The 26,086-nt window shown below is 34.6% G+C and carries 24 protein-coding genes, 1 pseudogene and 1 riboswitch; of the genes and pseudogenes, 7 read left to right on the top strand and 18 right to left on the bottom strand.

Annotated elements, in window-relative coordinates; genetic code table 11:
- Nucleotides 1–14 precede the first annotated feature (14 nt).
- Complete coding sequence (locus JN168_RS00810) at nt 15–1,397, bottom strand: four-carbon acid sugar kinase family protein (RefSeq protein ID WP_279526071.1); 1,383 nt, start codon at nt 1,395–1,397, stop codon at nt 15–17.
- Nucleotides 1,398–1,405: 8 nt separating this feature from the next.
- On the bottom strand, nt 1,406–2,281 hold the full coding sequence (locus JN168_RS00805; RefSeq protein WP_279526070.1) for an NAD(P)-binding domain-containing protein: 876 nt from the start codon (nt 2,279–2,281) through the stop codon (nt 1,406–1,408).
- 108 nt (nt 2,282–2,389) lie between these two features.
- Here JN168_RS00805 and JN168_RS00800 point away from each other — a divergent pair, with 108 nt between their 5' ends.
- The 3 genes from JN168_RS00800 to JN168_RS00790 all read left to right on the top strand — a co-directional run bounded on the left by JN168_RS00800 (nt 2,390) and on the right by JN168_RS00790 (nt 5,230).
- Nucleotides 2,390–3,016 (top strand): GntR family transcriptional regulator, encoded by a 627-nt coding sequence (locus tag JN168_RS00800; protein ID WP_229366652.1) that lies wholly within the window; start codon nt 2,390–2,392, stop codon nt 3,014–3,016.
- A gap of 198 nt (nt 3,017–3,214) precedes the next feature.
- The gene (locus JN168_RS00795) at nt 3,215–4,150 is read left to right on the top strand and encodes a VOC family protein (RefSeq protein WP_042739582.1); all 936 of its coding nucleotides are present in this window, start codon (nt 3,215–3,217) and stop codon (nt 4,148–4,150) included.
- Nucleotides 4,151–4,168: 18 nt separating this feature from the next.
- Nucleotides 4,169–5,230: an LLM class flavin-dependent oxidoreductase gene (locus JN168_RS00790; RefSeq protein WP_042739581.1), complete on the top strand. Its 1,062-nt coding sequence runs from the start codon at nt 4,169–4,171 to the stop codon at nt 5,228–5,230.
- Nucleotides 5,231–5,362: 132 nt separating this feature from the next.
- Here the strand turns inward: JN168_RS00790 and nrdG are convergent, their stop codons facing one another.
- The 8 genes from nrdG to xylB form a co-directional block, all read right to left on the bottom strand.
- Nucleotides 5,363–5,899, bottom strand: coding sequence for an anaerobic ribonucleoside-triphosphate reductase activating protein (gene nrdG, locus JN168_RS00785; RefSeq protein WP_042739580.1), 537 nt, complete (start codon nt 5,897–5,899; stop codon nt 5,363–5,365).
- Nucleotides 5,896–7,746, bottom strand: coding sequence for an anaerobic ribonucleoside-triphosphate reductase (gene nrdD, locus JN168_RS00780; protein WP_279526069.1), 1,851 nt, complete (start codon nt 7,744–7,746; stop codon nt 5,896–5,898). The genes nrdG and nrdD overlap by 4 nt, the downstream gene beginning before the upstream one ends.
- Nucleotides 7,747–8,119: 373 nt before the next feature.
- On the bottom strand, nt 8,120–9,118 hold the full coding sequence (locus JN168_RS00775; protein WP_279526068.1) for a ThiF family adenylyltransferase: 999 nt from the start codon (nt 9,116–9,118) through the stop codon (nt 8,120–8,122).
- A complete protein-coding gene (locus tag JN168_RS00770) occupies nt 9,118–9,885 on the bottom strand; it encodes a thiazole synthase (protein WP_279526067.1) in 768 nt (255 codons plus the stop codon). Before JN168_RS00770 ends, JN168_RS00775 begins: the two co-directional genes overlap by 1 nt.
- 1 nt (nt 9,886) lies before the next feature.
- Complete coding sequence (gene thiS / locus JN168_RS00765; protein ID WP_042739576.1) at nt 9,887–10,087, bottom strand: sulfur carrier protein ThiS; 201 nt, start codon at nt 10,085–10,087, stop codon at nt 9,887–9,889.
- Entirely contained in the window at nt 10,071–11,189 is a 1,119-nt protein-coding gene (locus JN168_RS00760) for an NAD(P)/FAD-dependent oxidoreductase (protein ID WP_279526262.1), read from the bottom strand. Before JN168_RS00760 ends, thiS begins: the two co-directional genes overlap by 17 nt.
- The gene (locus JN168_RS00755) at nt 11,182–11,766 is read right to left on the bottom strand and encodes a thiamine phosphate synthase (protein ID WP_232162652.1); all 585 of its coding nucleotides are present in this window, start codon (nt 11,764–11,766) and stop codon (nt 11,182–11,184) included. Before JN168_RS00755 ends, JN168_RS00760 begins: the two co-directional genes overlap by 8 nt.
- Before the next feature lie 74 nt (nt 11,767–11,840).
- Nucleotides 11,841–11,950, bottom strand: a riboswitch (TPP riboswitch).
- A 162-nt stretch (nt 11,951–12,112) separates the two neighbouring features.
- Nucleotides 12,113–13,603, bottom strand: coding sequence for a xylulokinase (gene xylB / locus JN168_RS00750; protein WP_279526066.1), 1,491 nt, complete (start codon nt 13,601–13,603; stop codon nt 12,113–12,115).
- Nucleotides 13,604–13,781: 178 nt separating this feature from the next.
- Between xylB and JN168_RS00745 the strand changes: the two genes are divergently transcribed.
- Nucleotides 13,782–14,102, top strand: a complete 321-nt coding sequence (locus tag JN168_RS00745; protein ID WP_042739573.1) for an antibiotic biosynthesis monooxygenase family protein — start codon at nt 13,782–13,784, stop codon at nt 14,100–14,102.
- A gap of 213 nt (nt 14,103–14,315) precedes the next feature.
- Here JN168_RS00745 and JN168_RS00740 read toward each other — a convergent pair whose 3' ends face one another.
- The 7 genes and pseudogenes from JN168_RS00740 to JN168_RS00710 all read right to left on the bottom strand — a co-directional run bounded on the left by JN168_RS00740 (nt 14,316) and on the right by JN168_RS00710 (nt 20,744).
- Nucleotides 14,316–15,239, bottom strand: coding sequence for an AEC family transporter (locus JN168_RS00740; protein WP_042739572.1), 924 nt, complete (start codon nt 15,237–15,239; stop codon nt 14,316–14,318).
- A 439-nt stretch (nt 15,240–15,678) separates the two neighbouring features.
- Nucleotides 15,679–15,765: pseudogene (locus JN168_RS00735) on the bottom strand (hypothetical protein); the annotation flags it as partial.
- A 242-nt stretch (nt 15,766–16,007) separates the two neighbouring features.
- Complete coding sequence (locus JN168_RS00730) at nt 16,008–16,502, bottom strand: DUF4064 domain-containing protein (RefSeq protein WP_052495435.1); 495 nt, start codon at nt 16,500–16,502, stop codon at nt 16,008–16,010.
- Nucleotides 16,503–16,890: 388 nt separating this feature from the next.
- On the bottom strand, nt 16,891–17,352 hold the full coding sequence (locus tag JN168_RS00725) for a MarR family winged helix-turn-helix transcriptional regulator (RefSeq protein WP_042739571.1): 462 nt from the start codon (nt 17,350–17,352) through the stop codon (nt 16,891–16,893).
- 25 nt (nt 17,353–17,377) lie between these two features.
- The gene (locus JN168_RS00720; protein WP_042739570.1) at nt 17,378–18,811 is read right to left on the bottom strand and encodes a YhgE/Pip family protein; all 1,434 of its coding nucleotides are present in this window, start codon (nt 18,809–18,811) and stop codon (nt 17,378–17,380) included.
- Nucleotides 18,812–19,063: 252 nt separating this feature from the next.
- On the bottom strand, nt 19,064–19,534 hold the full coding sequence (locus JN168_RS00715; protein ID WP_042739569.1) for a peptide-methionine (S)-S-oxide reductase: 471 nt from the start codon (nt 19,532–19,534) through the stop codon (nt 19,064–19,066).
- A gap of 136 nt (nt 19,535–19,670) precedes the next feature.
- Nucleotides 19,671–20,744: a M20 family metallopeptidase gene (locus JN168_RS00710; protein WP_042739568.1), complete on the bottom strand. Its 1,074-nt coding sequence runs from the start codon at nt 20,742–20,744 to the stop codon at nt 19,671–19,673.
- A 234-nt stretch (nt 20,745–20,978) separates the two neighbouring features.
- Here JN168_RS00710 and JN168_RS00705 point away from each other — a divergent pair, with 234 nt between their 5' ends.
- The 3 genes from JN168_RS00705 to JN168_RS00695 are packed head-to-tail and all read left to right on the top strand — an operon-like array spanning nt 20,979 to nt 24,640.
- Nucleotides 20,979–22,418, top strand: a complete 1,440-nt coding sequence (locus tag JN168_RS00705; RefSeq protein ID WP_279526065.1) for an NAD-dependent succinate-semialdehyde dehydrogenase — start codon at nt 20,979–20,981, stop codon at nt 22,416–22,418.
- 20 nt (nt 22,419–22,438) lie between these two features.
- The gene (locus JN168_RS00700) at nt 22,439–23,851 is read left to right on the top strand and encodes a glutamine synthetase family protein (RefSeq protein ID WP_107511927.1); all 1,413 of its coding nucleotides are present in this window, start codon (nt 22,439–22,441) and stop codon (nt 23,849–23,851) included.
- A 21-nt stretch (nt 23,852–23,872) separates the two neighbouring features.
- Nucleotides 23,873–24,640: an SDR family NAD(P)-dependent oxidoreductase gene (locus JN168_RS00695; RefSeq protein ID WP_107511926.1), complete on the top strand. Its 768-nt coding sequence runs from the start codon at nt 23,873–23,875 to the stop codon at nt 24,638–24,640.
- Between the two features lie 125 nt (nt 24,641–24,765).
- Here the strand turns inward: JN168_RS00695 and eutH are convergent, their stop codons facing one another.
- Entirely contained in the window at nt 24,766–26,001 is a 1,236-nt protein-coding gene (eutH, locus tag JN168_RS00690) for an ethanolamine utilization protein EutH (RefSeq protein ID WP_229366664.1), read from the bottom strand.
- Nucleotides 26,002–26,086: the final 85 nt, after the last annotated feature.

The raw sequence follows: 26,086 nt of genomic DNA, 5'->3' as shown, positions 1-26,086 counted from the left end.
TGAACCCCTACTTTCTATTTCTCTCTATCTTTTGAATTAATCTGATAAACTTCTGTCAAAGTACTTTCCTCGCCAATATTTCCCGGGAAAATAACATACGGCATATGACTGTATTTCGCTTCGTCACCAGTCAACCAAACTGGTACACCTTGTGTAATTTGCCCTATTACTTTAGCCTTCTTAATGTTTAAACCTTTTGTCGCCACATCACTAGAAGTAATACCGCCTTTAGCAATGATAAAGCGAGGCTGTAAAGTCAATCCTTGAATAATTGCCACGAGTGCATTAGAAATATTTGTCGATATACTCAAATTATTGTTAAGATCTTCTGTTTTGATGACATCTCTCGAGGTGTAGATGACTACATCATGTCCTTGCTTTATCAAATTTTCCACTTGATTTACTTGTTTCTGAATATACTCTGACAATTTATCGTTCGTTACTTGTGTTACATCAAATTCAATACTGCTAATCGCTACATGTTCTATTAAATGACTTAATTGTGCAGAAGTCTTCTTCACATGGGAGCCAACGATAATAATACCACCATGATCATTCGTACTATGTTCATTGAGATTAATGATTTCACCTGGTGTTTGGCACATTGATTTAACAAATGATGCCGCAGTTCTAAACATAAATTGCTTATTATGTTCAGTTAGATAAGCCGTTAAACAACTGACAAAGTAATCCATATCTTCATCATTCAAAGCATCTACGACGACTGCATCGAAATGAGCAACTGAGTCAAATACATTCCATATCGTAGCTTGATCACGTTGTCGTATCGTATCCAAATCAATATGGTATACGTCCTTTGCTGCTATTTCACCTAAACTCTGCTCTTCAATGAAGTCCGCCATTGTTGTTGCTGTATAACCGAATGTAGTATCAGTTGCAAACTCACTTTGCGCAACAGGGATGTATTGCTCTCCTTCCTTTAGGTAATGGGTACCATGATATGTAAAGCGATTGCCCTCAAAGAATTCAGGTAAGTAAAACACTGCATCAAATTGTTGATCCGTCGCTTCACTTAACACCTTAGGTTCTAGATAAAAGTGACCACGTAAAGTAGAGTCACCTCTACTCACCACGATATAGGGATGGTCTAGCTTTTGCGAAACAGCTTCGATATTTTTGCTAATTTGTTGATGTAATTCAATTGTCTGTGCTTCATTTAAAGCTCTTGAATTTGTTAATATATAGAACATTGCATTATCTTGTTTGAATCCATCTTCTATCAATTCTTGTGACCACTCTGTATAGACGGGTAAATCTTTAACCGTTTGTGTTCCTGTAGGGTCATCATCTAGTACAATAATCTTATATTTGAAATTGATTAATCCTTTGTCTATAGGGTCATTTAAAGTTGTGTTTATTTGTTCATTAGTTAACATCATTTCACCTACATATGATTTATTTTTTCAAAATATTTTATGATGCCTGAATGATCGTTAAGACCATTACCATGTGCAACTTCGGATTTATAGATTTCTTTAACTTGATTTGTTAATGGTAGGGTAAGACCAACTGTGTCTGCTGTCGATGTCACGTTTTTCATATCTTTTAGATTAATATTCAATGTACCACCTGGTTGATAATCCTCTGCAATCATCTTAGGAAACTTTGCTTCCATGACACTTGAACCTGCTAGTCCACCTTTGATTGCTTCGTGCATACGCTCTAAATCAATATCGAAACGTTTAGCTAACACTACTGCTTCTGACAATGCCGCTATATTTGTATTTACGATGATTTGATTTGCCAATTTTACGACACTACCAGAACCGACATCTCCAACACGTATTACGGATGCAGCAATAGGCGCTAAAACTTGCTGAGTATTTGCTACATCATCAGGATCACATCCAATCATCACGGATAGTTCACCACTTATCGCTAAAGGTTCACCTCCACTAACAGGAGCGTCAATATATTTAATTTGTTTATGCTCAAGTACTTTACTAATTTCTAAAGATTCATTCGGTGTTAATGAACTCGTATCAATAATTGATTGCACATGAGTAACATCATAGTTCAACAATGCTGATTCTCCACTATATAACACAGCCTTTACGATAGTACCATTAGGTAGTGAGGTTATGATATGCTCCACTTCACTGGCCATGCTTGCTAAAGATACTGGTTTGGCACCGAGCTTTGCTACTTCTTGTTCTGCTTCTTTATTTACATCATTCACAAATACTGTGACATTTGATTTTAGTAAATTTTTAACCATGGGTTTCCCCATAATTCCTAATCCTATAAAGCCTACTTTCATGATTGAACACCCTTTCTGAAATCGCTTACAGTTGTTAGTGTATACCAAAAGTAATAAAATGTATACATTTTAATCCATAATTTTTTATAGTACACTATGAATGATGAGGTGAATCAATTGAATACAAATGAATTATCTATTTATGAAAAGATTAGAAATGACATTATTTCAGGTGAATTAAGTAAAAATGAAAAAATAACGGAAGCCAAACTTGCAAAAAAGTATAATGTGAGTCGTACTCCGGTTAGAGAAGCGTTAAAACAATTAGAGTTGGAATATTTTATTAAAAACTCATATATTTTTATTCCTACAACAGAAGAATACAGACAAATATTTGAAATGCGCATCTTGTTGGAAAGTCATGCATTAAGAAAAGCAGCTATTGTCTATACTGCTAGCGATTTAGCTGAATTGCGGAGTTATACTGATATTGATATAGAGCATGAAGCAGAAAGTAAAATTATCGACATTAATGATAAGTTTCATCAAAAAATTATGCATGCTACACATAACCAATTTATATTAGATACCTATCAAAAATATAAAAGTTTTATTTACCTCTTTAGTCAAACTGTAATTAACAAACGACGACCAGGACTAATAGAAGAACACCGTGCAATTGTAGATGCCCTTTTCAACAGAGACATTGAACTAGCAGTTTCTTTATTGGAGGATCATTTGAAGAAAGATTTAGAGTTTAGTTTATACTATTTAGATTTCAAACAATCAGAATAATTATAACAGTAGCACCCATATATCGATGATGTGGTGCTATTTTTATAGCAATAAACAACAGGTGTTGCATTTTATACAAATCAGTAGTATATTATATGTATCGAGTATACTTTTTATACCAAAAATGTTTTGTTTTTCTTCAATAAGGTAATTGGCAATTAAATCATTTTAATTAGTTGAATTTTAGGGGGCTTTCAAATGCATGTAACAGGTCATCATCATATTTCAATGTATACAAAAAATGCACAAATCAATAAAGACTTTTATACTCAAATACTCGGATTACGATTAGTAGAAAAATCCGTTAACCAAGATAATCCAACGATGTATCATTTATTCTTCGGCGATGAATTAGGAGCGCCGGGAACATTACTAAGTTTCTTTGAAATTCCTAATATTGGACAAAATCGTCCTGGTACTGACTCAATCTATCGTTTGTCCCTACTTATACCTGATCAAGCTGCTTTAGATTATTACAAAGCTCGCTTAGATGATAATGACGTCCACTGGGAAGCAATCACTTATTTATCTCAACCTGCAATTAATTTCAAGGATCCTGATGGTTTAAATTTAATTTTGTTAGTAAATGACGACTATGCCCTCCCAACAATGTGGCGTAGAAATCCTTACACAGATGTGCCATCACACCATCAAATACTTGGAATGGGTCCAGTCGAATTAAGGGTTAGAGATAGTAAACCGACGATTGAATTTTTAGCGCAAGACTTAAATTATCATCACCGCACAATTGGTAATGATGCACATATGACTGTTATGACTTTAGATGACGCAGGACTGTACACAGATTTCGTTATTATAGAACAACAAGGTGAACGTGCGCGTCCTGGTCAAGGATATGTACACCATATTGCAGTAACTACGCCGCAAGATGACGACTTAAATGCAGTATTAGAGACAATCAATCAACATTCAAAACCTAATTCAGGTATTATTGACCGCTATTTCTTTAAATCATTATATTATAGACATAATCGTATTCTATTTGAATTTGCTACAGAAGATCCTGGGTTCACAGTAGATACTAAACCTGAAGATTTAGGTAAACATTTAAATTTACCTGATTTTATGGAAGATCAACGCAGTGAAATAGAAGCAAATTTGCACGAATTATAAAATAAGGAGGCACCTATAATGGCACAATTAGAAATGAATAAACACACACCACTTGAATTTGGACTTTATTCTTTGGGAGATCACTTATTAAATCCACATAACGGCACAAAAGTAAGTTACGAACAGCGTATTAAAGAATTAATCGAAGCCAGTAAGTTAGCAGATCAAGCTGGATTGGATGTGTTTGCAGTAGGCGAAAGTCACCAAGAACATTTCACAACACAAGCGCACAGTGTTGTCTTAGGTGCTATTGCCCAAGCTACTGAAAATATTAAAATTTCAAGCTCATCATCCATTATTAGTGCAGCAGACCCTGTCAGAGTCTTTGAAGATTTCGCAACGCTTGATTTAATTTCACATGGCCGTGCAGAAATAGTAGCAGGTCGTGCATCACGTACTGGATTATTCGAATTGTTTGGCCTTGATATTAATGATTATGATGAATTATATGAAGAGAAACTCGCATTATTGCGTCAATTAAATGAATCTGAACGTATAACTTGGTCAGGAAAATTCAGACCTAATTTAAATAATATGAAGATATTCCCACGTCCAATCGATAATACTTTACCAATTTGGCGTGCTGTCGGTGGTGGTCAAGCAAGCGCAATTAAAGCCGGTCACCAAGGTATTCCAATGATGATTACAACATTAGGCGGTCCTGCAGAAGTATTTAAAGATTCAATAGATGCTTACCGTACAGCTGCTGAAGAAAGCGGTCATGATATTGCGCCAACAAAGTTACCAGTGGCTACTGCGAGTTTATTCTACACTGCCGAAACAACTCAAGCAGCATTAAATGAATATTATCCACATTTAAATGTCGGTATTTCATTTATTCGTGGTCAAGGTTATCCAAGACAACAGTTTGAACAGGCACCAGATTATAGAGATGCATTAATGGTTGGTAGCCCACAGCAAATTATCGAAAAGATACTTTATCAACATGAACTTTATCAACATCAACGCTTTATGGCACAGATTGATTTTGGTGGTGTCCCATTCGATAAAATCATGAAAAATATCGAACTCATCGGAGATAAAATTATACCAGAAGTTAAAAAGCATTTAAGCAAATAAACAACGCTCGATTAAGCAGCATAAAAAAACTGTCGTCAATGATTTGACGACAGTTTTTTGTATTCATGTTAAAGCTAAACACTTCATTAACGCGTTATATTAGCGATTCAATTCATTATAATTACATTGTTATTAGGTTGTTATATATTCACACAGGTGTTGATTAGTTAATGATGCTTGTACATCAATGATCCGTTGATTAAGTGACCCTTTATAAGGTAGGTTTGAACGATAAAGATGCGCCATAAATGGGCCATCTACCAATACATCTATTAATTCTAAAAATGCACGTCTCTCGGAATTTCCACTTGCTAAATACTCAAATAAGAAACCACTCCAAACCCAAATTGTCTTACTGTTACCAAAACGTTGGCGAAATGCACGCACACAACGCAATGTTGTATCCAAATTACAAAATGGCTCACCACCTAATATACTCAAACCATCTATATAATCTGGAGCACAATTTTCTAATATTTCCTCTAGGACTTCCTCATTAAACCTTTCACCGTATCTAAAATTTTGAGCCGCCTTGTTGTAACATCCTTTACAGGCAAATGGACAACCTGAAACATAAATACTACATCGCACACCCTCACCGTCAACGAAACTTTGTGATTCTATTCTTGCAATATAACCTTGTCCGTTGATCAAATCTAAGATTGTCATACTGTCTTATCTTTCAAATGTTTAACACGTGCACAAATTTCCTTATGACGTCCTTCAATTGTTGGTCGTTGCACTGGATTGCCCAAATAACCACAAGTACGTTTTACGACATCTACAGTTTTTGGATTATCGTTACCACATTCTGGACACTGATATCCTTTTTCTGTTGTTTTAAAGTCACCTTTAAAATCACATTCATGACAATGGTCAATCGGTATATTAGTACCCAGATAACTTACTTTATCGTATGCATAATCCCATACAGATTCTAATGCCTTTAAATTGTGATTTAATTTTGGATATTCACAGTAATGGATATAACCACCGCTTGCATAAACTGGATAGTCTTGTTCAAAATCAATTTTCTCAAATGGACTCACATCTTTACGCACGTCATAGTGGAATGAATTTGTATAATAACCTTTATCTGTAATATCTGGGATGTCACCAAATATTTCTTGATCTAAACGACAGAATCTATCTGTAAGCGATTCACTCGGTGTACTATAGATACTAAACCATATATCGTAAGTTTCAGTCCATTTTAATTGATATGACTTCATTGCTTTTAATATATCTAAGGTAAATGCCTTTGCTTTAGATTGTGTTTCCCAATTCGGTCCAGAAAATACTGTAGCCGCCTCGTAAAGACCAATATAGCCCATAGATAAAGTTGCACGCTTATTATTAAATATCGAAAATACCGTGTCCTCATCATTTAATTTGTATTTAAATGCACCGTTTTTATATAAAATTGGTGCATTATCTGGTGTTGCTTGTTTAATTCTTTCAATGCGATATACTAATGCATCATGCATAATTTCCATACGCTTATGGAAAATCTTCCAAAATGTCTCGATATCACCATTAGACTCAATAGCAATACGCGGTACATTCAATGTTACGACCCCTAAATTACAACGTCCGTTATTTTCAAAGTTATCATTTTCATCTTTCCAAGATGGTAAAAATGAACGACAACCCATTGGTGCTTTAAAATCACCTAATAGTTCCACAGTTTTATCATAATTTAAAATATCAGGGTACATACGCTTTGTCGAACATTCTAATGCCAATTGTTTAATATCATAATTTGGGTCCTGTTGCTCTAAATTGACACCTCTTTTAATAGAAAATACTAATTTAGGGAAGATTGCAGTAATTCTATTTTTCCCTAATCCTTTAATACGTGTATTTAAGATCGCTTGTTGAATCTTACGGCTATAACAATCTGTTCCTAATCCAAAGCCTAAGGTTACAAATGGTGTCTGACCATTTGAAGTATATAGCGTATTGATTTCATATTCTAAACTTTCAATTGCGTCTTTAATGTCACGTGTAATCTGTTCGTCGATATATGTATCTATATTGTCCTTTGTAACAAATTTTTCTGCTGTTTCGCGGTGCTTTTGCTCATTAAAAATAACATAATGACTTAACAATTCATCTACACGATCAATCGTACATCCACCATATTGACTGCTCGAAACATTTGCTATAATTTGCACTAATTGTGCCGAAGCAGTCTGTATAGATTTAGGTGATGTCACAGTAGCATTACCGATTTGAAAACCTTCTGACAGCATTTTTTCAGCATCAATTAAACAACAGTTTGTTAATGGCTGAAACGGATGATAATCTAAATCGTGAAAATGTATTTCCCCTTTTTTATGTGCAGTTGCCACATTTTCAGGTAATAAATAATTTAAGGCATAGGATTTAGAGACTACACCTGCCGTCAAATCTCTCATTGTTGAAAATGTTGCACTATCTTTATTAGCATTTTCGTTAACGACCGTTGGGTCCTTTGTTATTAATCGTTTTAAATCTTGCTCAAGTTTGTTCATTTGATCCCCTCTCATTCCTATATGTTGTGTCTTAGTTTAATATAAAACACAATATATAGTGTTTTCAAACAGGATTAGGGCTGTTAACAAATTTGCCAAAACTTTATGAAGGATTATTGAACTTTAGTTGCAATGACAACTTTCTTTTATTTACATAATAAAAAAAGACTAAGTTATCTACAAAGTCACTACGATTGCACTCAATTATTATTCACGGTCAATATTTAAATAAATACTTGAGTACTATCAATCTCCCATACTTTAATCTCTATGTTATATAACATACAGTTAGAAAATAGGAAATTAGCAGTAGAGTTTAGTCTTTTTAGTGTTTAATGCCTATTCGATTTTATGATTACGATCATTTAATAGATTATTTAACGCTTTTATTCAAAGTAAGGAAAAGTTGTTGTGCATCCGCTTCTTCGTCTAAACCGTAAACGTTCATTCTACCATCTTTAAATAATGTCATTTGATAACCTTGATAGGTCATCAACTTAGCAAAGTCATTTTGCTTAACAATTGTAGTAGGTAAGAGCGTTGCATAATTAAACACTGAAGGGTTGAAACGCAATAGATAGGTATTCCCACATTGCTTTTCAACGTGTTTGGTCCTTGGCTGATTTAAATATTCATAGTGTTGTCGTTCACAGACTGGGCACTGATGCTGCTTTAACCCACTAATATTTAATGTCTTCACATCAATAGTAAAGCTATCCATCGTGATTAACTTTTTAGAAAAGCCATGACCAGATAGCCACCTCAATAGTTCAGAAACCTCCATACTAGCAACCTGATAAATAACTGGTGGCAATACACCATTGATTGCACAACTCTCTCCTGTTTGAGGAACGGTCTCTAATAAACATTTAAAGCAAGGTCCCGTATAGTCAATGGCATACACTGAACCTTTACTTCCCACTGCCGCTCCATATATCCAAGGTATTTGGCATTTATGACATGCTTCATTAATAAGAAAGCGCATTGTAAAGTTATCCATTCCATCAATTACGATATCCGGTTGATACGTCTTTAATAAATTTTCAATATTGTTATTAGTGAGCTCTTGATATAGCGCAGTGATTTTCACATTACTATTAATCAACTTTAATTTATTTTCAAGGGCAATTACTTTTGGTTGCAATTGTTCAGCATCCATTTCATCAAATATCGCTTGACGATGTAGGTTGGATGTTTCAACGACATCCATATCAATGATGGTTAGACTGCCTGCACCCATCCGAGTTAATATTTCCGCACAGTGACTCCCCAACGCACCTGCACCAAGTATCATGATATGAGTGTTTTCAAGTCGACTTTGCCCATGTTTACCAAATGGTGCATAAATCGCTTGACGTTGGTATCTTTTCATTATAAAAATCCAATTCCTTCAGTCGGACTAGACGCTTGTGCTGTATATTTCACTGGAATTCTTCCAGCTTCAAAGCTCAATCTACCCGCATTGATACCTAACTTCATCGCTTCTGCCATTTTAACTGGATCTTCTGCACTTGATATCGCCGTATTTAATAAGATTGCATCAGCGCCTAGTTCCATTGCATGACAAGCATCTTTTGGAGAACCAATCCCAGCATCTACAATCACCGGTACATTTGTACGTTCTATTATATATCTTAAATTCAATGGGTTGTTAATGCCTCTACCCGTTCCTATTGGAGAAGCTAACGGCATAATCGCATGGACACCTAATTCCTCTAATCGTTTAGCTAACACGACATCATTAGAAATATATGGGCATACTGTATAACCTTTTTCCAATAATATTTTACAAGCTTCATAAGTCTCAATTGGATCAGGTAACAGTGTTTCATCATCTCCAATCACCTCAACTTTAATCATGTCACATACACCAGCATGATTCGCAATTTCAGCAATACGTACCGCTTCTTGTGCAGTTTTTGCTCCTGCAGTATTAGGGAAGGTCACAAAATTTGATAAATCTACTTGAGCAAGTGGGTTAGGTAAATCTTTGTCATAAAGGTTCATTCGACGTACTGCAAATGTTAACACCTCAGTTTCTGATGCTTGTATCGATTGTTGTTGTATATCCTCATTCTCAAATTTGCCAGTACCTAATAATAGTCTCGAATTTAATTTGAATTTACCAATTTCAATCATCCTATCCGCCTCCTACAAACTCTAATAATTCTAAACAATCTTGATCTCTTACCACTTGAACAGGAAACTGTTGTCGTTGAATCAATTCTTCATTGTGTTCAACGATGATTCGATTTTCATCTAATCCCATTTCTTGAATCAATTCTTGAATATTTAACTCTTTGCTAAATTTAAAGCTGTCACCGTTAATAATGCATTGCATTGTCAACACTCCTCTCAATTCTAAAATCTTGTAAATCTTCTGGACGTTGCCCAGTTAATAACCATTCACACATCAAAGCACCAATATATGGCGATAATAAGATTCCATTGCGATAATGCCCTGTGATAACAAACAAATCTTGCGCCACCTCATCCATAACTGGACGTTCTTCTTTACTATAAGGTCGTATTCCGGACCATTCATGTAGCATCTGACTATCTTTTAATTGAGGTACAATAGTCGATGCTTGATGTAAGAGCCAATCTCTTCCTACCGACGACACTCCGACAGAGTAATCATCAAAGTAACTTGTAGCACCAATCATGTAACGGTGTTGTAACTTTGGAATGATATAGCAACCATTCGTCATAAATAACGTTGTATTCAAATTCAATGTTGGGTGTTCTACGAGTAACGCTTCACCTTTGACACCTGTAACATTATGCGATTGTAAGTGGGGTGACACTAACCTACCACTCCATGCACCACCAGCGACGATAACCTTTTTACCATAAAACGAACCATTCTGTGTCTTCACTTTGTAACCTTGTTTAAGTGATTCAATATGATGCACTTCCGTATGATAACAACGTTCCACGTTCCGCCTTTTTATAGACTCAAGCAGTGCTTTCGTATATCGATTAGCATTGACTTGATGATCGTCCGGTATATACATCGCTTGTTTGCCATTGTTCATAACCTTAGCGTTGGTCAATTCACATAATCTTGAATCCGTTAGCAACTCAATCTGGTCATTATATTGCTTTAAAAATTGATACTGCAATTGAATGTCATGCGCATCAGCTTTCGAGGCGTTTATTTTAATTAAGCCACTGTTTAAATATTCAATATCTAAAGCGACTTCATCCAATAATTCACTTGCTAGTGTTGGAAACATTTGTTGTGATTTACGCGCGATATGATAGAGCGCTGATTCTTGAGTAAATTCATTTTGTGCACCTAACATCCCACCAGCCTTATACGAGGCATGCATGCCAGGTATATCTCGATCAATTATAGCTACATGGACCGAATGTTCACTCAATGCTCTCGCTATCGACATGCCCATAACACCCGAACCAATAATGATGACATCATACATATGCATGCCACACCTCCTTCAATTGCTCTAAATGTGCAACATTATCTTTTTCAAAAAGTGAGATGCCTGCAATACCATCAAAGCCATTTGGCAACTGAGCAATTGTTCGATGATTAATGCCACCTAACGCGACCACTGGAATATCATATTGCAATGCCGCATTAATTTCGTCAGTTGTCCGTGGTGCTATGCCTGGCTTGGATTTCGTTTCAAAGATATGACTAAACAAGACAAAATCTAAACCACGTTGCGCTGCCTCAGCAACCATTCTACTATGGTGCGTTGACTTGCTCACCTGAATATGTGGAAAGCGCTGCTTAAAAAATAAATCTTGATTATTATATTCTTTAAAATGAATCGCGGTTAAAGCACAACGATTTAAAACATCTATATTTTCATGAATAATTACTTTTTCTTTAGGAAATTGATACTGTAGCAACATATTAATCCAATCAACCAATTCGTCTGATGACATTGGAGTTCTAACAATCAAATAATCAATATGTGCTTCAATAGCTAAATAATGCATTATATCCTTTCTTGCTAAATATTTATCTGCTGTTATCGCTACAAACATGCCTTTCACCTCTAATAAATAAAAAAACGTTATTTTTCTGTGTAGAAAAATAACGTTGAATGAACGAATACTAATTGTTTATAACGCCACTTTCCTACGCCAGTACAAACTGGATCAGGTTCAAGGAATCCCTATGTCACTACATCGGTCTCAGCCTTTAATAAAGGCACTTCCAGTGGTTTCTATGAAATTTTAAACTTGCATACGTCACATGTAAATGACATATATAATTAATTTAAACTTAACTCATTATGTATTTATTTTCAAGTTCAACTTAATTCACTTGATAAATTATAAGTTAACTCTATGCTATAGTTTTCAAATTTAATTTTCAAGCAACAAATTTTTATTTTTTTGATAATGACAACAAACTTGAAGTCAATTCACGCGTTTGTGTATATATTTTTTTATACACCTCAAAGTATTGTTGATATTGTTCGTGGCTGTTCTGATTCGGATAGAATACTTGCTCAAAACAGATAAATGACTCCATGATAGCATCTAAATTGTTATACCAATTTAGACCTTTAATCGCGAGTATAGCCGCTCCCATACATGGCCCTTCCTCATACTTCAATCGCTTTACCTTAGCATTAAACATATCTGCTTGCAGTTGTAACCAGAAATCATTTTTAGCGCCTCCACCAATGGCCACCACCTCTGATATTGCCTTACCCTTTGCTCTTAATAGACAAATGGACTCATACAAGGAATAGGTGATACCCTCTATTACTGCACGTGCCATATCACCCCTAGTGTGCAATGCACTGAGCCCGATAAAGCTACCACGTATACTCGAATCTCCATGGGGTGTCCGTTCGCCTGATAAATAAGGCGCAAATAACAAACCATTACTCCCTATATCCGATGCATTTGCCTCTTTAAAAATTTGCTCATATGATACATCATACAAGATATTACTACGCAACCAATTGAGACTATCACCCGCAGCAAGTGTGACACCCATCACATAGGATTGATTAGGGATAACATGTTTGAAAAAATGCAAATTATGTCGATAATGAGTCTTTGCATTACTATCACAACTTAATACAACACCAGAAGTTCCAATACTACATAATGTTTGTTCGTCTTTGATAACACCTGCCCCTAAGGCACCACAAGCATTATCTCCTCCACCAGCAAAGACAGCTACATCCTCTTTCAACCCTAATTTCCGAGCTAATTCTGGAGTTACATAGCCAACAAAATCCTCTGATGCCACCAGGTTCGGAAGTATGTGATCTACAGTAAAGTGCGTGGCCAATTCTTCCGACCACGTTTCTAGCACAGGATCTAAGAGCAGAGTGCTCGATGCATCCGAATACTCCATATGAAGATTGCCCGTCAATTTATATCTAACATAGTCTTTGGGTAATAAAAATGTAGCAATTTGCGCCCAGTTTTCAGGTTCATTTGCTTTAATCCATAATAATTTCGTTAACGTAAACCCTTCTAAAACAGGATTTTCTAACACATAGTCCCCCAATTTCTGCCTTATTTCTACGCATTGTTCAGTCGTTCTAGTATCGTTCCATAAGATTGCATTACGAATAGGTTGATTGTGTTGATCAAGTATTACAAGACTGTGCATTTGACCAGATAATGATATGCCATGTACCTTAACATTCGCCATTTCCGGATCTTGTAGTATTTTTTTAATACACTGAATCGTCGCACTTACCCAATCATCAGGTCGTTGTTCATTATATCCTGCTTGAGGTTGAATCATTTTTAAATGTTCGCTCACAGTTTGTATGACCTTTCCTTGCCTACTTACAGCTATAACCTTTACAGAACCAGTGCCTATATCAATTCCTAATACTGCATCAATCATGCGCATCGTCCCTTTTCAAAGTATTTTTTTGATAAAAAATAGCATGTTATACGTTTTAATTTTTTATACGACATATTTATAACACGTTTAAATAAAAAATCAAATTCAATTAAAATTACTAGAGAAAAAAATTTAAAAGTGCTAGCATTAATAAATATTTAACTTTAGGAGGAAATACATGTTTATTACAGAAGTCGCATTTTCTACAAATAAAGAAAATGAAGATAGATTATACAATAAAGCCAAAAAGAATTTAGCTGAATTAAACGACAACGTTAAAGGGCTCATTGATGCTGAAGTGTGGACGAAATCAAAGGCTGATGAAGTTGAATATGTCATTGTTAGTAAGTGGCAAGAGAAAAAAGATTTCCAAACTTGGGTAGCAAGACCTGAACACGTCGAAGAACATAAAGAAATGAATAAAAAAATTAAAAGCGGCGAAAGTGAACCAAGTCCATTCAAAAAAGTATTAAAGCAATATTCTGTTGTAGAATTTTAAATTTATAGCTTTTTAATATAATATCTAAAGTTGTACTTAAACATATGCTTTAGATATAAAGAAATGGAGCAGTACAGATGTCGATTGGACAAATCGATTTACTGATACTACTCCATTTTTTCGTACATATTCCTATGTTAGATTATGCTTAAGTATTTCTTGAACACTGCATATTCAGCATAAATTCACTACATATGAGTTTATTAATTCGGTTTAAAATAATAACTTTGAGCAGTAGATGACCACAACAACTGTCACAGAACTTAATAACGTGGATAAAAAGACAATTTCAGCTGCTAACTCTGGGTGATTATCATATTCTTGGGCAATCACAGAACTATTGACAGACGTTGGCATCGCAGAAGTGATGAATAACGCTTGAGCAATCACACCCTCAAGTCCCATCAATTCAATAATTCCCCAGGCAATAATTGGTCCAATTACTAGTCTTACAAAAATAAAGGCATATGCTGCAGACCATTTAAAGCTAAATTTAATTCTCGCAATTTGTGCACCTAACATCAACAAAGCAATCGCGATCATAGCGTCTGCCACGTAATTTGCAGGTGTCCAGATAAATTTAGGGATGGGAACATGCGTATAATTCAAGATGATTGCCAATAATAAGGCATAAAGTACAGGCATTTTAAAGTAACCCAATAGTGCCTTTAACTTTCCGATACGCAATGATTGAATTGCGAACACACCGTATGAAAAGGTAAAGATATTTTGCATGGATAACACCAATACCTGAACAGACATTGCTAATGGATCCCCTTTAAATACAAGATCATTTACCGGGACACCATAATTTCCAGAATTAAAAAAGAGCACACTGTTAGTCAAAGTAGTTACTTCCCCTTTGTCACCTTTTGAAAATTTAGCAAGTAATCGCCCAATGATATATAAAACAATTATGTATAATACAAAAAATACAACTATGTAAAATAATAAACTCAAAGCAAAGTGGGTCTTATAGAATTTAACAAAAATAAATCCAGGTACAAAGACATAAATATTTAACTTTGCTAAAGTGTTTAAATCTAAATCAAATTTATGCTGCAGTATAAATCCTAAAATTATCATAATAAAAATAGGCAATAATACCGTTTCTAAAATATATAACATTTCACTCACAACATAACCCCCTTTGCTTAAAATTATACATGAGATAGTTACGTTTGTAATAAAAAGGGAACCTAATAACCATAAATTTGACCGGACAAAACCAATTAATATATACATACTACTTCTCAATAATTTGAAAAATGTTTCATGTAAAACATTTACTAAATAATGTATCGACATTATCATTCATTTCTCATAACTCTAAAACATTGATATAGCAACATTTATTTAGCATCTCGCATGTCTCACGTTAGACAACCCTCAGTGTTACCTCCTCATGATAACCATCAAGCTCCACTAGTTAACCTTTAATTTATTATAAGCTTGGTGATTACTGTCAAAGTAATAGATATACTAAGTAACAGTATAATCAATAAAAAAACTGCATCTAAAAAACTGATATCAGTTTCTAAATGCAGCATTTCATTTATATATTTACCATAAATTATTTCTTACGGTTTCTTTTTTTCTCTTCTAAAATTGCCATCACTATAAAACCAACTACTAGAAGGGGTGATAGCATTACTAATACCATCATTTGTCTCACCTCATTTAAAACTGTGTAATGATCAATATAAAAGTGACGCTACAGTCAGTTACAATACACGACCGAAATGTCATCTTTTTCATTTTGCTCCCCCACGGTTTCATTGAGTAATACCACAATGAATAAGTTAATCATAGCCCATTTAATAACTTTAAGTCACTTGATATGAGTCGTTAAACGCGACTGATTCTGTTTAACGTTTGATAATACTATTCTGCTAAATAAACACTTTAATATTTGTAGTCATTATCTGAATCTTTTTTATTAAGAGACTCAAAAGATGACAAATCACTATTATCTTCTGTTGTTGCTGTGTGATTATAGTGATTCGGTTGTTTAGGCTTTTTAACTAATAGCATAATTGCGGCAACAATCCATAAAATTGCGTTTATCCAATTTCCTAATAGCGATAGAACCCCCGCAATAATTAATAAAATTGCTGCTGCTTTAGGTTTCTTACCAATTAAGATTGCACCAATCAAAGCAATGATTAACACTACAATGGCATAAATTAAACCGATTCCTAACATGCCTACTAACATATTCATACCATCATTGGCATTTGTCGTTGTAATCGTTGGATCTTCTTGTTGCATTGCGTTAATTGCAGATTGTTTAAAGTCATCAGTACCGATTAAAGGGAACATAAATCCGATAAATATAACGCCAATAATTTGTAAAGCAACTCCAATCCAAGCGAGTATTTTTTCTGCAGTTCGTTTCATTATAAAGTACCTCCTACATCCATATTTAATTATTTCAAAAAAAGACATAATGCAAAATTATAAGCTATTTAAAATTCAAAACGCTTTAATTCAAGTATACTAATCTCTAAACTAGAAGTCTATTTCACATCTCCGATAATACGTAATTACTTACTATTTATTAAGTAATTAAAGACATCATTGCATCTATTTTTTGTATATTTAAGTTGCGTATTGCTTTACTCGCTCATCTAGGTGATGGATAGCTTCTTGGTCTCGACACGCATTTTACTCCTTATAACGTCACGCTCATCATACTCAACATCTATAATTATGATTATAAAAATAGCTATGGAGCAATCTATCATCATAAATTGCTCCATAGCTTGTCTTAAAAATGTTTGATTTACTATGCTTTACGCTTACGCTCACTGAATGCATTCTCGATCATATATAATTGATCGACAAAGTGTTCTACCTCTTCTAATGTGAATTTGTCACCGATACGTTCCTTTACAGCTTTAGTCATCTGTGTAGTTGCCTCTTGTAAAAATTCCGCACCTTCATCACTTAATTGAATTAATTTGATTCGCTTATTGTCAGAATATGCACGTTGAACATAGCCCATTTCTTCTAATTTCCCAATACGTTTTGAAGCCGCCGTCTTAAATATATTCTGCAACGTCGCAAGTTCGTTAATTGTAACTTTACCTTCTGTTTGAATAATTCTCATCGCTTCAATTTGTTCCCTAGAAAGCAAGTTACTTACACCCGTTTCCTTCACTACCTCAATAATCTCTTTATTCAGTCTCAACATCACTATTTGAAATTTTGTTATAGCTTCTTCAATCTTGCTATCAACATGTTCCATTTATTTCTCCCCTTAAATCCAATGCTTATTTAAATTGCATTGAAAATGGTAGTCTATCTCGTTTATTAAACCATAATAGAATTAAATATTGCAATATCATCATTACTACGATAATACCAACTAATACACCAATTACAAAGCTAAAGTTGAAGTGACCAGCATTTGTAAAGATTGCTTCTCTATATCCTTGGATAGCATAAGTCATAGGTGAGAATGGATGAATCCATCTAAAGAATTTAGCTGACATTTCAATTGGGAACATACCTTCACTCGCACTCAATTGTAATATCAACAGTATCATTGATAAGAACAGACCAATTCTGTCTAAGAACAAGCCTAGGAATGTCGTAATTGTTATTGCTGCAATCGCCCATAAAATTCCTGTTATCAAGAATTGGCCGATATTATCTATAGACATATCGAAAACGAAGATAACCCAACAGCTCATAAATAGCGCTGCTAATGAACCTTGTACGATATACAATAACAATTTACCTATTGCTTGTTTAAATGATGATATATCACGACTTAAAGTTTTGCGTAATGGATAAATTGCACTAAACGAAACTGCCACAACGAATAAACTTACGCTCGCCATATATGGCACGATTGTTTCACCGTATTTATCCGCTTCTGTAGGGTTGTTTTCATCAATTTTTGTCACTTTATTTAAAGCTTTTTCATTTTTACTTTCGAATGATTTATCTTCTTGTTGTGAAATTGAATTGTCAATTTGTTGTTTTAATTGATCATTGTTTGATTTTAATTGATTTAAACCATCTGTTACTTGTTGGTTACCAGATTCTAACTGTTGTGCTGGTTGACCTACAGCTGGTTCTAATTGTTTTAAGCCATCTGTTACTTGTTGATTACCACTAATTAATTGTGATTCTGCATTTGACATTTTGCCTAATGCATCAGAAGTATCTTGATAACCAGACTGTGATTTTTTAGTACCTGCAAATAATTGATTTAGATATTTTGAACGAATATCATCTTTCAATGTTGTTGTAACTTTATCAAGTGCTTTTTGTGCAGTTTGACTCTCAGTATAACTTGAACCAGGGTTAACTTGTGTCTCTAATTTAATTTTCTTAGGATGCTTATCTAATAATGTTGTTGTATTATGAGAAGCATTTTTAGGAATAATGATTGTCCCAGCACTTTTACCTTTATTTAATTCATTCTGTGCTTTTTCTTCAGAAACTTCTTGGAACTTAAACTTATCATTATCTTTAAGTTTGTCGACTAAATCATCGCCCACTGTAATCTTTTTACCATTCATCTTTGCTGATTCATCATGATTGACTACAGATATTTTCAACTGGTCAGTCTTATCGTATGGGTCCCAAATTGAACCAACAAAAAAGGCAACATATAATAATGATACCAATGCAATTGAAACAAGAGAGACGATCAACATCTTATTTCTAAATATAAATTTGAACTCATTGAACATATTTTGAACCTTCCTTTTCTAAAAATGTACACCCCATGTACCATAAGGGCAAAATGATACCCAATATCGAGGGTAGTCTATATTGGATATACAAAGTCTTTTATTATTTTTTACGAAAAGGGCAACTTTTAAATTAGTACACCCCATGTACATTCTAAAATATTACGCTCATCTTTTTTATATGTCAAGACATCAAATATATTTTCTTAATATAATTTTATATTGATAACAAATCCATTGTAATATCCTGTCCTATTTATATTTATCCATTAATTTTCGTGGGATATGACAATAGTCATCCTGAAATTTATCTAATCGATCTTGGTGAATTTCTGCACTTCTTACATAATTAGACAAAGGTAAGACTTCCACTGCAATTTCTGCATGGTCTGTCCTATTATTTATAAATGCTTGCGCAGCTTCAAGATGTTGTTTATTTTCACTATATACTCCGGTTCGGTACTTAGGTCCAACATCATCTCCTTGTTGATTGATACTGTATGGATCTATAATCTCAAAAAAATATGACATTAACTGCTCAACATCACTAACCTCCGGCTGGAAGACTGTCTTTACACACTCCGCATAACCATCATATGCTCCATCTACGGTATTGGTCGAACCGTTCACTCTTCCCGCTTCAGTCTCCACAACACCCGGCAATGTCTTAAGAAAAGCTTGTACTCCCCATAAACAACCACCTGCTAAATAAATAGTTTCCATAACTTATGCCTCCCATACACAATTACTACTTTAACCTCTATAACTTAAAATAATTTCTAACTACATCTTCAAATAACAATATAAATTCAAGTCCAACTTACTCGAATTAGTATTGTTATTCAAATCTATATTAGTATTACTTATCAAAATGTTCAGCAAAGTTTACTAAAATATCTTTGTAAGATTTTACTGAAGCTATCTCTACATATTCACCATCACCATGCCATTCAGCCCCTGTCGGACCGAATTCAATTGCAGGTACATCAAATCTTGAGAAATACCTTGTATCTGCAAAACCATGCTGTCCAAAAACAGCTACATTGTCACTATCCATTGATTCTTTTATAGTATTTTCCAAACGCTTTATATACTTATGATTAACATCATTCTGTACTGCTGGACCTACTAGATGTAATTGAATATCTCCATTAGTTATACCTTTAATTTGTGAGAGTATTTCCTCATAATCTTGTGAAGGCAAATATCGAATATCATATGATACTTTACATTTATCTGGAACTTTATTATATACATCCCCTCCATTTATTTTAGCCAAATTAATTGAAGGCTCTTTATAAATGTCTGTAGCTTCTTGAGCAAATGGTAATGTTAGAATATCATCATGTAGTTTAAGCGCCTTAGCAATAGCATTTTCTCCTTCCCATGGTCTACTACTATGAGCAGATTCACCCTTTAATGTAATATCAAACTGAAGAATTCCTTTTGCTTGAAATCCTATACCTAATTGAGTCGCTTCACCACAAATAACAAAATCTCCTAAAAATCCCTCTTCTGTTAAATATGCTGCACAATGTTTACCGCCTATTTCTTCATCAGAAACTAATTGTAATTGAACAGTTGTATCTCCTAAATCAATGTGTTGTAACTCGCTCATTGCTACCATCATAGCACTTACTCCAGATTTCATATCTGCAGAACCACGTCCATAAATCTTGCCATTTTTAATTTTGGGAGTGAATTGTTCAGGCCTTCCACTAACGACATCAACATGACCATTTAGCACAAGTTTGTGTTTTCCTTCCCCGACTTCGCATAACAACATTTTATATCCATCATTAGTTAAAATTTCTGGCTGTAATTGTTCTTTTTCCAACCAATCATAACAGTATTGAATTGTTTCATTCGCAGTTTCTTTATCCGAACTATTATAAGAAATTAAATCCGTTAATAAGTCTATCGTCTTTGACATAAAACGAACCTCCTCCAAGGTTAAAATTTTCTCACAGTATAATTGATTGTCTGAAAATTGACAAGGTTTTGAAAATTTAGTAACATTTAATCAACTTGGGAGATATTTCACCCATAAATTAATTATTGTTCTTTAAAAGTAAATATATATATATAAAGCAATGGAGCTTATACAATAGACATTTCGTGTCGTATTGTGTGAGCTCTTTTTTTATATTCAAAGGGGGAAGTTTAAATGAGTTATAACTACAATCACAACTGGATTAATGGAAATAAAATTACAACTAGTGATGGTATTAAAGTCATCAATCCTGCTACAGGTGATGTAATAGGAGAAGTCCCGAAAATTTCTGAACATGAAGTCAATGATGCAATTGTCGCAGCACACACTGCATTTAAATCATGGTCAAACTATACTGCCGAATATCGGGCTGACATCTTAGAGCAATGGGCTCAGAATTTAATTTCTAAACAAGATGAACTAGCACATATTATGAGTGAAGAACAAGGTAAACCATATGCAGAAGCTTATGGGGAGATTGGTGTTTGTGCTAAATTTATTCGATGGAATGCTGAAGAAGGAAAAAGAATCTACGGAGAAATCATTCCACCTTCTTCACCACAACAACGTATTTCAGTAATTAAACAACCTGTGGGTGTATGTGGACTCATTACACCTTGGAATTTCCCAGGTGCGATGATTGCACGTAAAGTAGCGCCTGCTTTAGCTGCTGGCTGTACAGTTATTGTTAAGCCTTCAAGTGAAACGCCACGAATTGCGATTGCCATTTTTGATGAGTTAATGCGTACTGATATCGATAATGGTGTAGCAAATATTGTAACAGGTAGCTCTTCAATGATTTCTAATGCACTATTTAGTAACCCTAAAATTCGAAAGATTTCATTTACCGGTTCAACTACAATAGGTAAGCAGTTAATGAAGCAAGCTGCTGATCAAGTTAAACGAATTTCACTTGAATTAGGTGGCAATGCGCCAACTATTGTCTTACCAGATGCCAATTTAGACATTGCAGCTGACGCCATCGTAGAAAATAAATTCGAAAACACAGGTCAAATGTGTAACGGCATAAATACAGTGCTTGTTCATGAAGATATACAAGATGAAATCACAGAAAAAATAGCAACTCGAGTTCAACAATTAAAAGTTGGTATTGGTACAGACGACGGCGTACAGGTGGGGCCTTTGATAAATAAAGCTGCTGTTGATAAAGTTGAACATCTCGTTGCAGATGCTACTCAAAATGGTGCCAATATCAAAGTAGGTGGCCACAAACTTCCAATTTCAAGTAATGGATTATTCTATCAACCAACAGTTATAACAAACGTCAATCCTTCGATGGCTATTGCTCAAGATGAAATTTTCGGGCCAGTTGCACCTATCATTACATTTAAGAGTATTGATGAAGCAATAGAAATTGCGAATGCCTCACAGTTTGGTCTTGCAGCATACTTCTTCTCAAATAATATTAATACAATTTACAAAATATCTGAGCAATTAGAATTTGGAATGATTGGTGTAAATGGTACACAACTTAGTGTACCTCAAGCACCATTTGGAGGTATCAAAGAAAGTGGTATGGGTCGCGAAGGTGGTCACCACGGATTAGATGGTTTCTTAGAGTTAAAATATATCTCACTATCGTTACAAGAATAAATGCTAAAGGGGTAGATATTATGATTAATGAAATTCACGATACACATGATGATAATAATGTAACTGGCAGTATTTCGAAAGAAAAATTATTAGAACTTGTAAAAAACGAATCAATAGATACAGTTGTGCTTGGTTTTTGCGATATGCAAGGACGTTTAATGGGCAAGCGTATTACTGGTGATTTCATCTTAGAAAATGACATTTCAGAAGGAACTCATTTTTGTAACTATCTCTTAGGTACTAACTTTGAAATGGATACCGATGATGGTTATGAATACATGAATTGGGATAAAGGATACGGCGATTATCTAGCCAAACCAGATTGGGATACTTTAAAAGTAGTACCTTGGTTAGAAAAAACAGCTCTTGTGTTCTGTGATGTGTATACTGTTGATGGAGAAGAACAAATTAAGATTGCTCCAAGGAACATACTAAAAGAACAGATTAAAAAAGCCGAAAGCTATGGATTGTCACCACATATGGCAAGTGAATTAGAATTTTACCTGTTTAATGATTCATTTTCAGATATAAATAAAAAAGGCTATAGTAAATTAGAACCTGCTGGTCACTTAAATGAAGATTATAACTTATTACAAGGCACTAAAAACGAGCCTATTTACCAAGAAATACGTAAACAAATGCATTTAATGGGGATTACGATTGAATCATCTAAGGGTGAAGCATACAAAGGACAACACGAAATTAACTTAAAGTACGCAGATGCCCTCAAGGCTGCAGATCAACATCTCATGTTTAAACACGGAATGAAAGAAATATGTATCCAAAATGATAAATCGGTCACATTTATGGCTAAACCTTATGCTGAGTGGACCGGTTCTAGTGGTCATATTCATCTTAGTATGATGGAAAAAGGAACACACAATAACGCCTTTTATGCAGGTGACAATGCTGAAAATCCTATTTCTGATACATTAAAGCATTTCTTAGCCGGAATTATCAAATATACACGTGATTTCGCACTTATGTTTGCTCCATATATAAATTCATATAAACGATTTGCTCCAAACTCATGGGCACCGGTAAGTATTGCATGGAGTAGAGATAACCGTTCTGCAGGATATCGTATGGTCGGTTGTGGTAACTCATTACGTTTCGAATCTCGAATTTCCGGAGCAGATATGAATCCATATTTAGCATATTCTGCGTTGATTGGTGCTGGACTATATGGTATTGAACATAAAATCCCTTTACCTGATGAACTAAAAGGTAATGCTTATAATCAAGACGCTATCGAACGTATACCGTCATCATTACATGAAGCAATCTTAACTTGGAAAGAAAGCGATGTAGTTAAAGAAGTATTGGGCGAAGATGTAGCTAAACACTATTTACACGCTGCTCAATCTGAACAAAATGACTTTGACTCTTATGTCACAACTTGGGAACGTTCAAGATATTTCGAACAAAGCTAAAACATGAATGGAGGAATAACAATGAGACTAGAAAATAAAGTTTGTATCATCACAGGTGCCGGTGGTGGCATGGGTAAAGAAGCTGCAAAACGATTTGCTAAAGAAGGTGCAAAGGTCGCAGTCTTTGAAAGAGATAGCACAGCAGGCAAAGAAACCGTTGATGAAATTATTCAAGACGGTGGCCAGGCTTCGTTCTTTAAAGTAGATATTGCCAATGAAAATGATGTAAAACAAGCCGTTCAAGATACCGTCGAAACATATGGCAAAATAGATGTATTGTACAATAATGCAGGTGTGATGCCAGAGGCAGACAATTCAGTAGTTAACACAAGTGAAGATGTTTGGGATTTAGTAATGAATATTAATGTAAAAGGCATTTTCTTTATGACTAAATACGTCATTCCAGAAATGGAGAAGCATAATACTGGGTCAATTATTAACATTGCATCATTTGTCGCAGAAATGGGTTGTTCAGTGCCTCAAGATGCTTACACAGCGTCTAAAGGTGCAGTAGTCTCTCTGACAAAATCATTAGCAATTCAATTCAGACCTAAAGGTATTCGCACAAATGCGATAAGCCCTGGTCCTATAGAAACACCTTTACTCATGGAGTGGCTCGTTTCAGATGAAGATGCTAAGAATGTGCGTTTAGGTAGACAACCTTCTGGACGCTTTGGCAAACCTGAAGATATTGTTAACTGTGCCTTATATTTAGCTTCAGATGAATCTGATTGGACAAACGGAGCTAACATCAATGTAGACGGCGGTATAACTGCAAACTATTTCTAATTGAGATGTACTATAGTATAGCACAACACAAAAGTTAACCTGTTCAACGTTTGTTGGACAGGTTTTTATATTTTAACATTCGTTTTTTATAATATTTATCAATTACAATGATGTGCAGCCATTTATTATTCATTTTTATATTCATCTAATCCAATAATACCTGCTTGTCGATCAATCCTCTCTAATTTTCTCGCTTTTGGTAAACATAAAATGTAGGCAAATATTATTGATAGGATACCTGCACTTAATTTTCCTATAAGAACAGCTGGAATCAATGTCGGTTGGAAGTTGGCTGTATACGATAAATGATCTCCTAATAAAAATGCTGAACTCACACCAAAGGATATATTAATCACCTTATCTTTTGGTGGCATATCCTTTACCAATTTAAACATTGCTAATATATTAGCAATTGTCGCAATTATACCTGCACTACCAGCTTCACTCAAACCAATTTTCCCTCCCACACGTGTTAATCCATTTGAAAAGTACTTTCTAATCAAGTAAACCATTGGAAAGGCACCAGATAACATAATTGCAATGTTACCAGCATTTTCTAAAGCTCTAAAATTATCCTCTTTATCCGCCATGATTGGATCAAATCCCCACACTCCAAAAACGTGTGTGAAAAATCCTGTAAAAATCTCTACTACAGAACAAACAAAGACAAGTTTGATACAAGTATCCAATATCTTACCAAAAATAATAAACAATTTAATCATCAAATCTGAGAAGAAATATAAACCTATTGCAGTTATAACTACAAAGATAATTAACGGTAACAAATTTAACAATACTGACGTAAAGCTAATAGAGAATACGTGTGTCGCTGCACCTGTTGTACCAATGAAAGTACGCACTTTCATATGACTGAACAGCATAATAGTAGTAGAAACAAATGCCCCAAAAGGTATTGCTAATAAACCAGACAGTATTCCTAGTGCCATATACTTATGATCACGCTTTTCAAGCATTGGTAAGCCTAAAGGAATTGTAAAAACAATTGTTGCCCCTGCCATAAAACCGACAATCATTGCCATTATCCAACCCTCATAGCTCTCTTTTAAAACATCTGCTAATTGATATCCACCCATATCTGTAGCCAATATTGATGTCGCTGCAATTGCTGGATCCGCACCTATTTTGTCGAACATTGGTCCAAATACATGTTCAATAAATTTGGAAATAAACGGTATAGATGCCATTATACCTGCTGAATTTGCAAATATAGGACCAATTGTGTAAATACCTTCCATAAACTCTTTACCAATGCCCCTTTGGGCATCCTTAATCGCTCCAATAGCACCAAGCACCGCACAAATCATAATGATATAAATAATCACTGTACCAATATGTTCCATTTACTCCACCCCATTGTTTTCATACTATAAAAACACAAAAAGATGCCTATTTGTCACACAAATAAGCACCTTTGCTCTAATATAT

This window comes from Staphylococcus gallinarum, assembly GCF_029774255.1.
Lineage (GTDB): Bacteria > Bacillota > Bacilli > Staphylococcales > Staphylococcaceae > Staphylococcus > Staphylococcus gallinarum.
This window is presented reverse-complemented; position numbering and strand designations above follow the sequence as displayed.

Excerpts from the sequence above, each read along its gene's own strand:
- JN168_RS00810 (WP_279526071.1), bottom strand. The coding sequence starts at position 1,397 with ATGTTAACTAATGAACAAATAAACACAACTTTAAATGACCCTATAGAC.
- JN168_RS00805 (WP_279526070.1), bottom strand. The coding sequence starts at position 2,281 with ATGAAAGTAGGCTTTATAGGATTAGGAATTATGGGGAAACCCATGGTT.
- JN168_RS00795 (WP_042739582.1), top strand. The coding sequence starts at position 3,215 with ATGCATGTAACAGGTCATCATCATATTTCAATGTATACAAAAAATGCA.
- JN168_RS00790 (WP_042739581.1), top strand. The coding sequence starts at position 4,169 with ATGGCACAATTAGAAATGAATAAACACACACCACTTGAATTTGGACTT.
- nrdG (WP_042739580.1), bottom strand. The coding sequence starts at position 5,899 with ATGACAATCTTAGATTTGATCAACGGACAAGGTTATATTGCAAGAATA.
- nrdD (WP_279526069.1), bottom strand. The coding sequence starts at position 7,746 with ATGAACAAACTTGAGCAAGATTTAAAACGATTAATAACAAAGGACCCA.
- JN168_RS00775 (WP_279526068.1), bottom strand. The coding sequence starts at position 9,118 with ATGAAAAGATACCAACGTCAAGCGATTTATGCACCATTTGGTAAACAT.
- JN168_RS00770 (WP_279526067.1), bottom strand. The coding sequence starts at position 9,885 with ATGATTGAAATTGGTAAATTCAAATTAAATTCGAGACTATTATTAGGT.
- thiS (WP_042739576.1), bottom strand. The coding sequence starts at position 10,087 with ATGCAATGCATTATTAACGGTGACAGCTTTAAATTTAGCAAAGAGTTA.
- JN168_RS00760 (WP_279526262.1), bottom strand. The coding sequence starts at position 11,189 with ATGTATGATGTCATCATTATTGGTTCGGGTGTTATGGGCATGTCGATA.
- JN168_RS00755 (WP_232162652.1), bottom strand. The coding sequence starts at position 11,766 with ATGTTTGTAGCGATAACAGCAGATAAATATTTAGCAAGAAAGGATATA.
- xylB (WP_279526066.1), bottom strand. The coding sequence starts at position 13,603 with ATGATTGATGCAGTATTAGGAATTGATATAGGCACTGGTTCTGTAAAG.
- JN168_RS00745 (WP_042739573.1), top strand. The coding sequence starts at position 13,782 with ATGTTTATTACAGAAGTCGCATTTTCTACAAATAAAGAAAATGAAGAT.
- JN168_RS00730 (WP_052495435.1), bottom strand. The coding sequence starts at position 16,502 with ATGAAACGAACTGCAGAAAAAATACTCGCTTGGATTGGAGTTGCTTTA.
- JN168_RS00725 (WP_042739571.1), bottom strand. The coding sequence starts at position 17,352 with ATGGAACATGTTGATAGCAAGATTGAAGAAGCTATAACAAAATTTCAA.
- JN168_RS00720 (WP_042739570.1), bottom strand. The coding sequence starts at position 18,811 with ATGTTCAATGAGTTCAAATTTATATTTAGAAATAAGATGTTGATCGTC.
- JN168_RS00715 (WP_042739569.1), bottom strand. The coding sequence starts at position 19,534 with ATGGAAACTATTTATTTAGCAGGTGGTTGTTTATGGGGAGTACAAGCT.
- JN168_RS00710 (WP_042739568.1), bottom strand. The coding sequence starts at position 20,744 with ATGTCAAAGACGATAGACTTATTAACGGATTTAATTTCTTATAATAGT.
- JN168_RS00705 (WP_279526065.1), top strand. The coding sequence starts at position 20,979 with ATGAGTTATAACTACAATCACAACTGGATTAATGGAAATAAAATTACA.
- JN168_RS00700 (WP_107511927.1), top strand. The coding sequence starts at position 22,439 with ATGATTAATGAAATTCACGATACACATGATGATAATAATGTAACTGGC.
- JN168_RS00695 (WP_107511926.1), top strand. The coding sequence starts at position 23,873 with ATGAGACTAGAAAATAAAGTTTGTATCATCACAGGTGCCGGTGGTGGC.
- eutH (WP_229366664.1), bottom strand. The coding sequence starts at position 26,001 with ATGGAACATATTGGTACAGTGATTATTTATATCATTATGATTTGTGCG.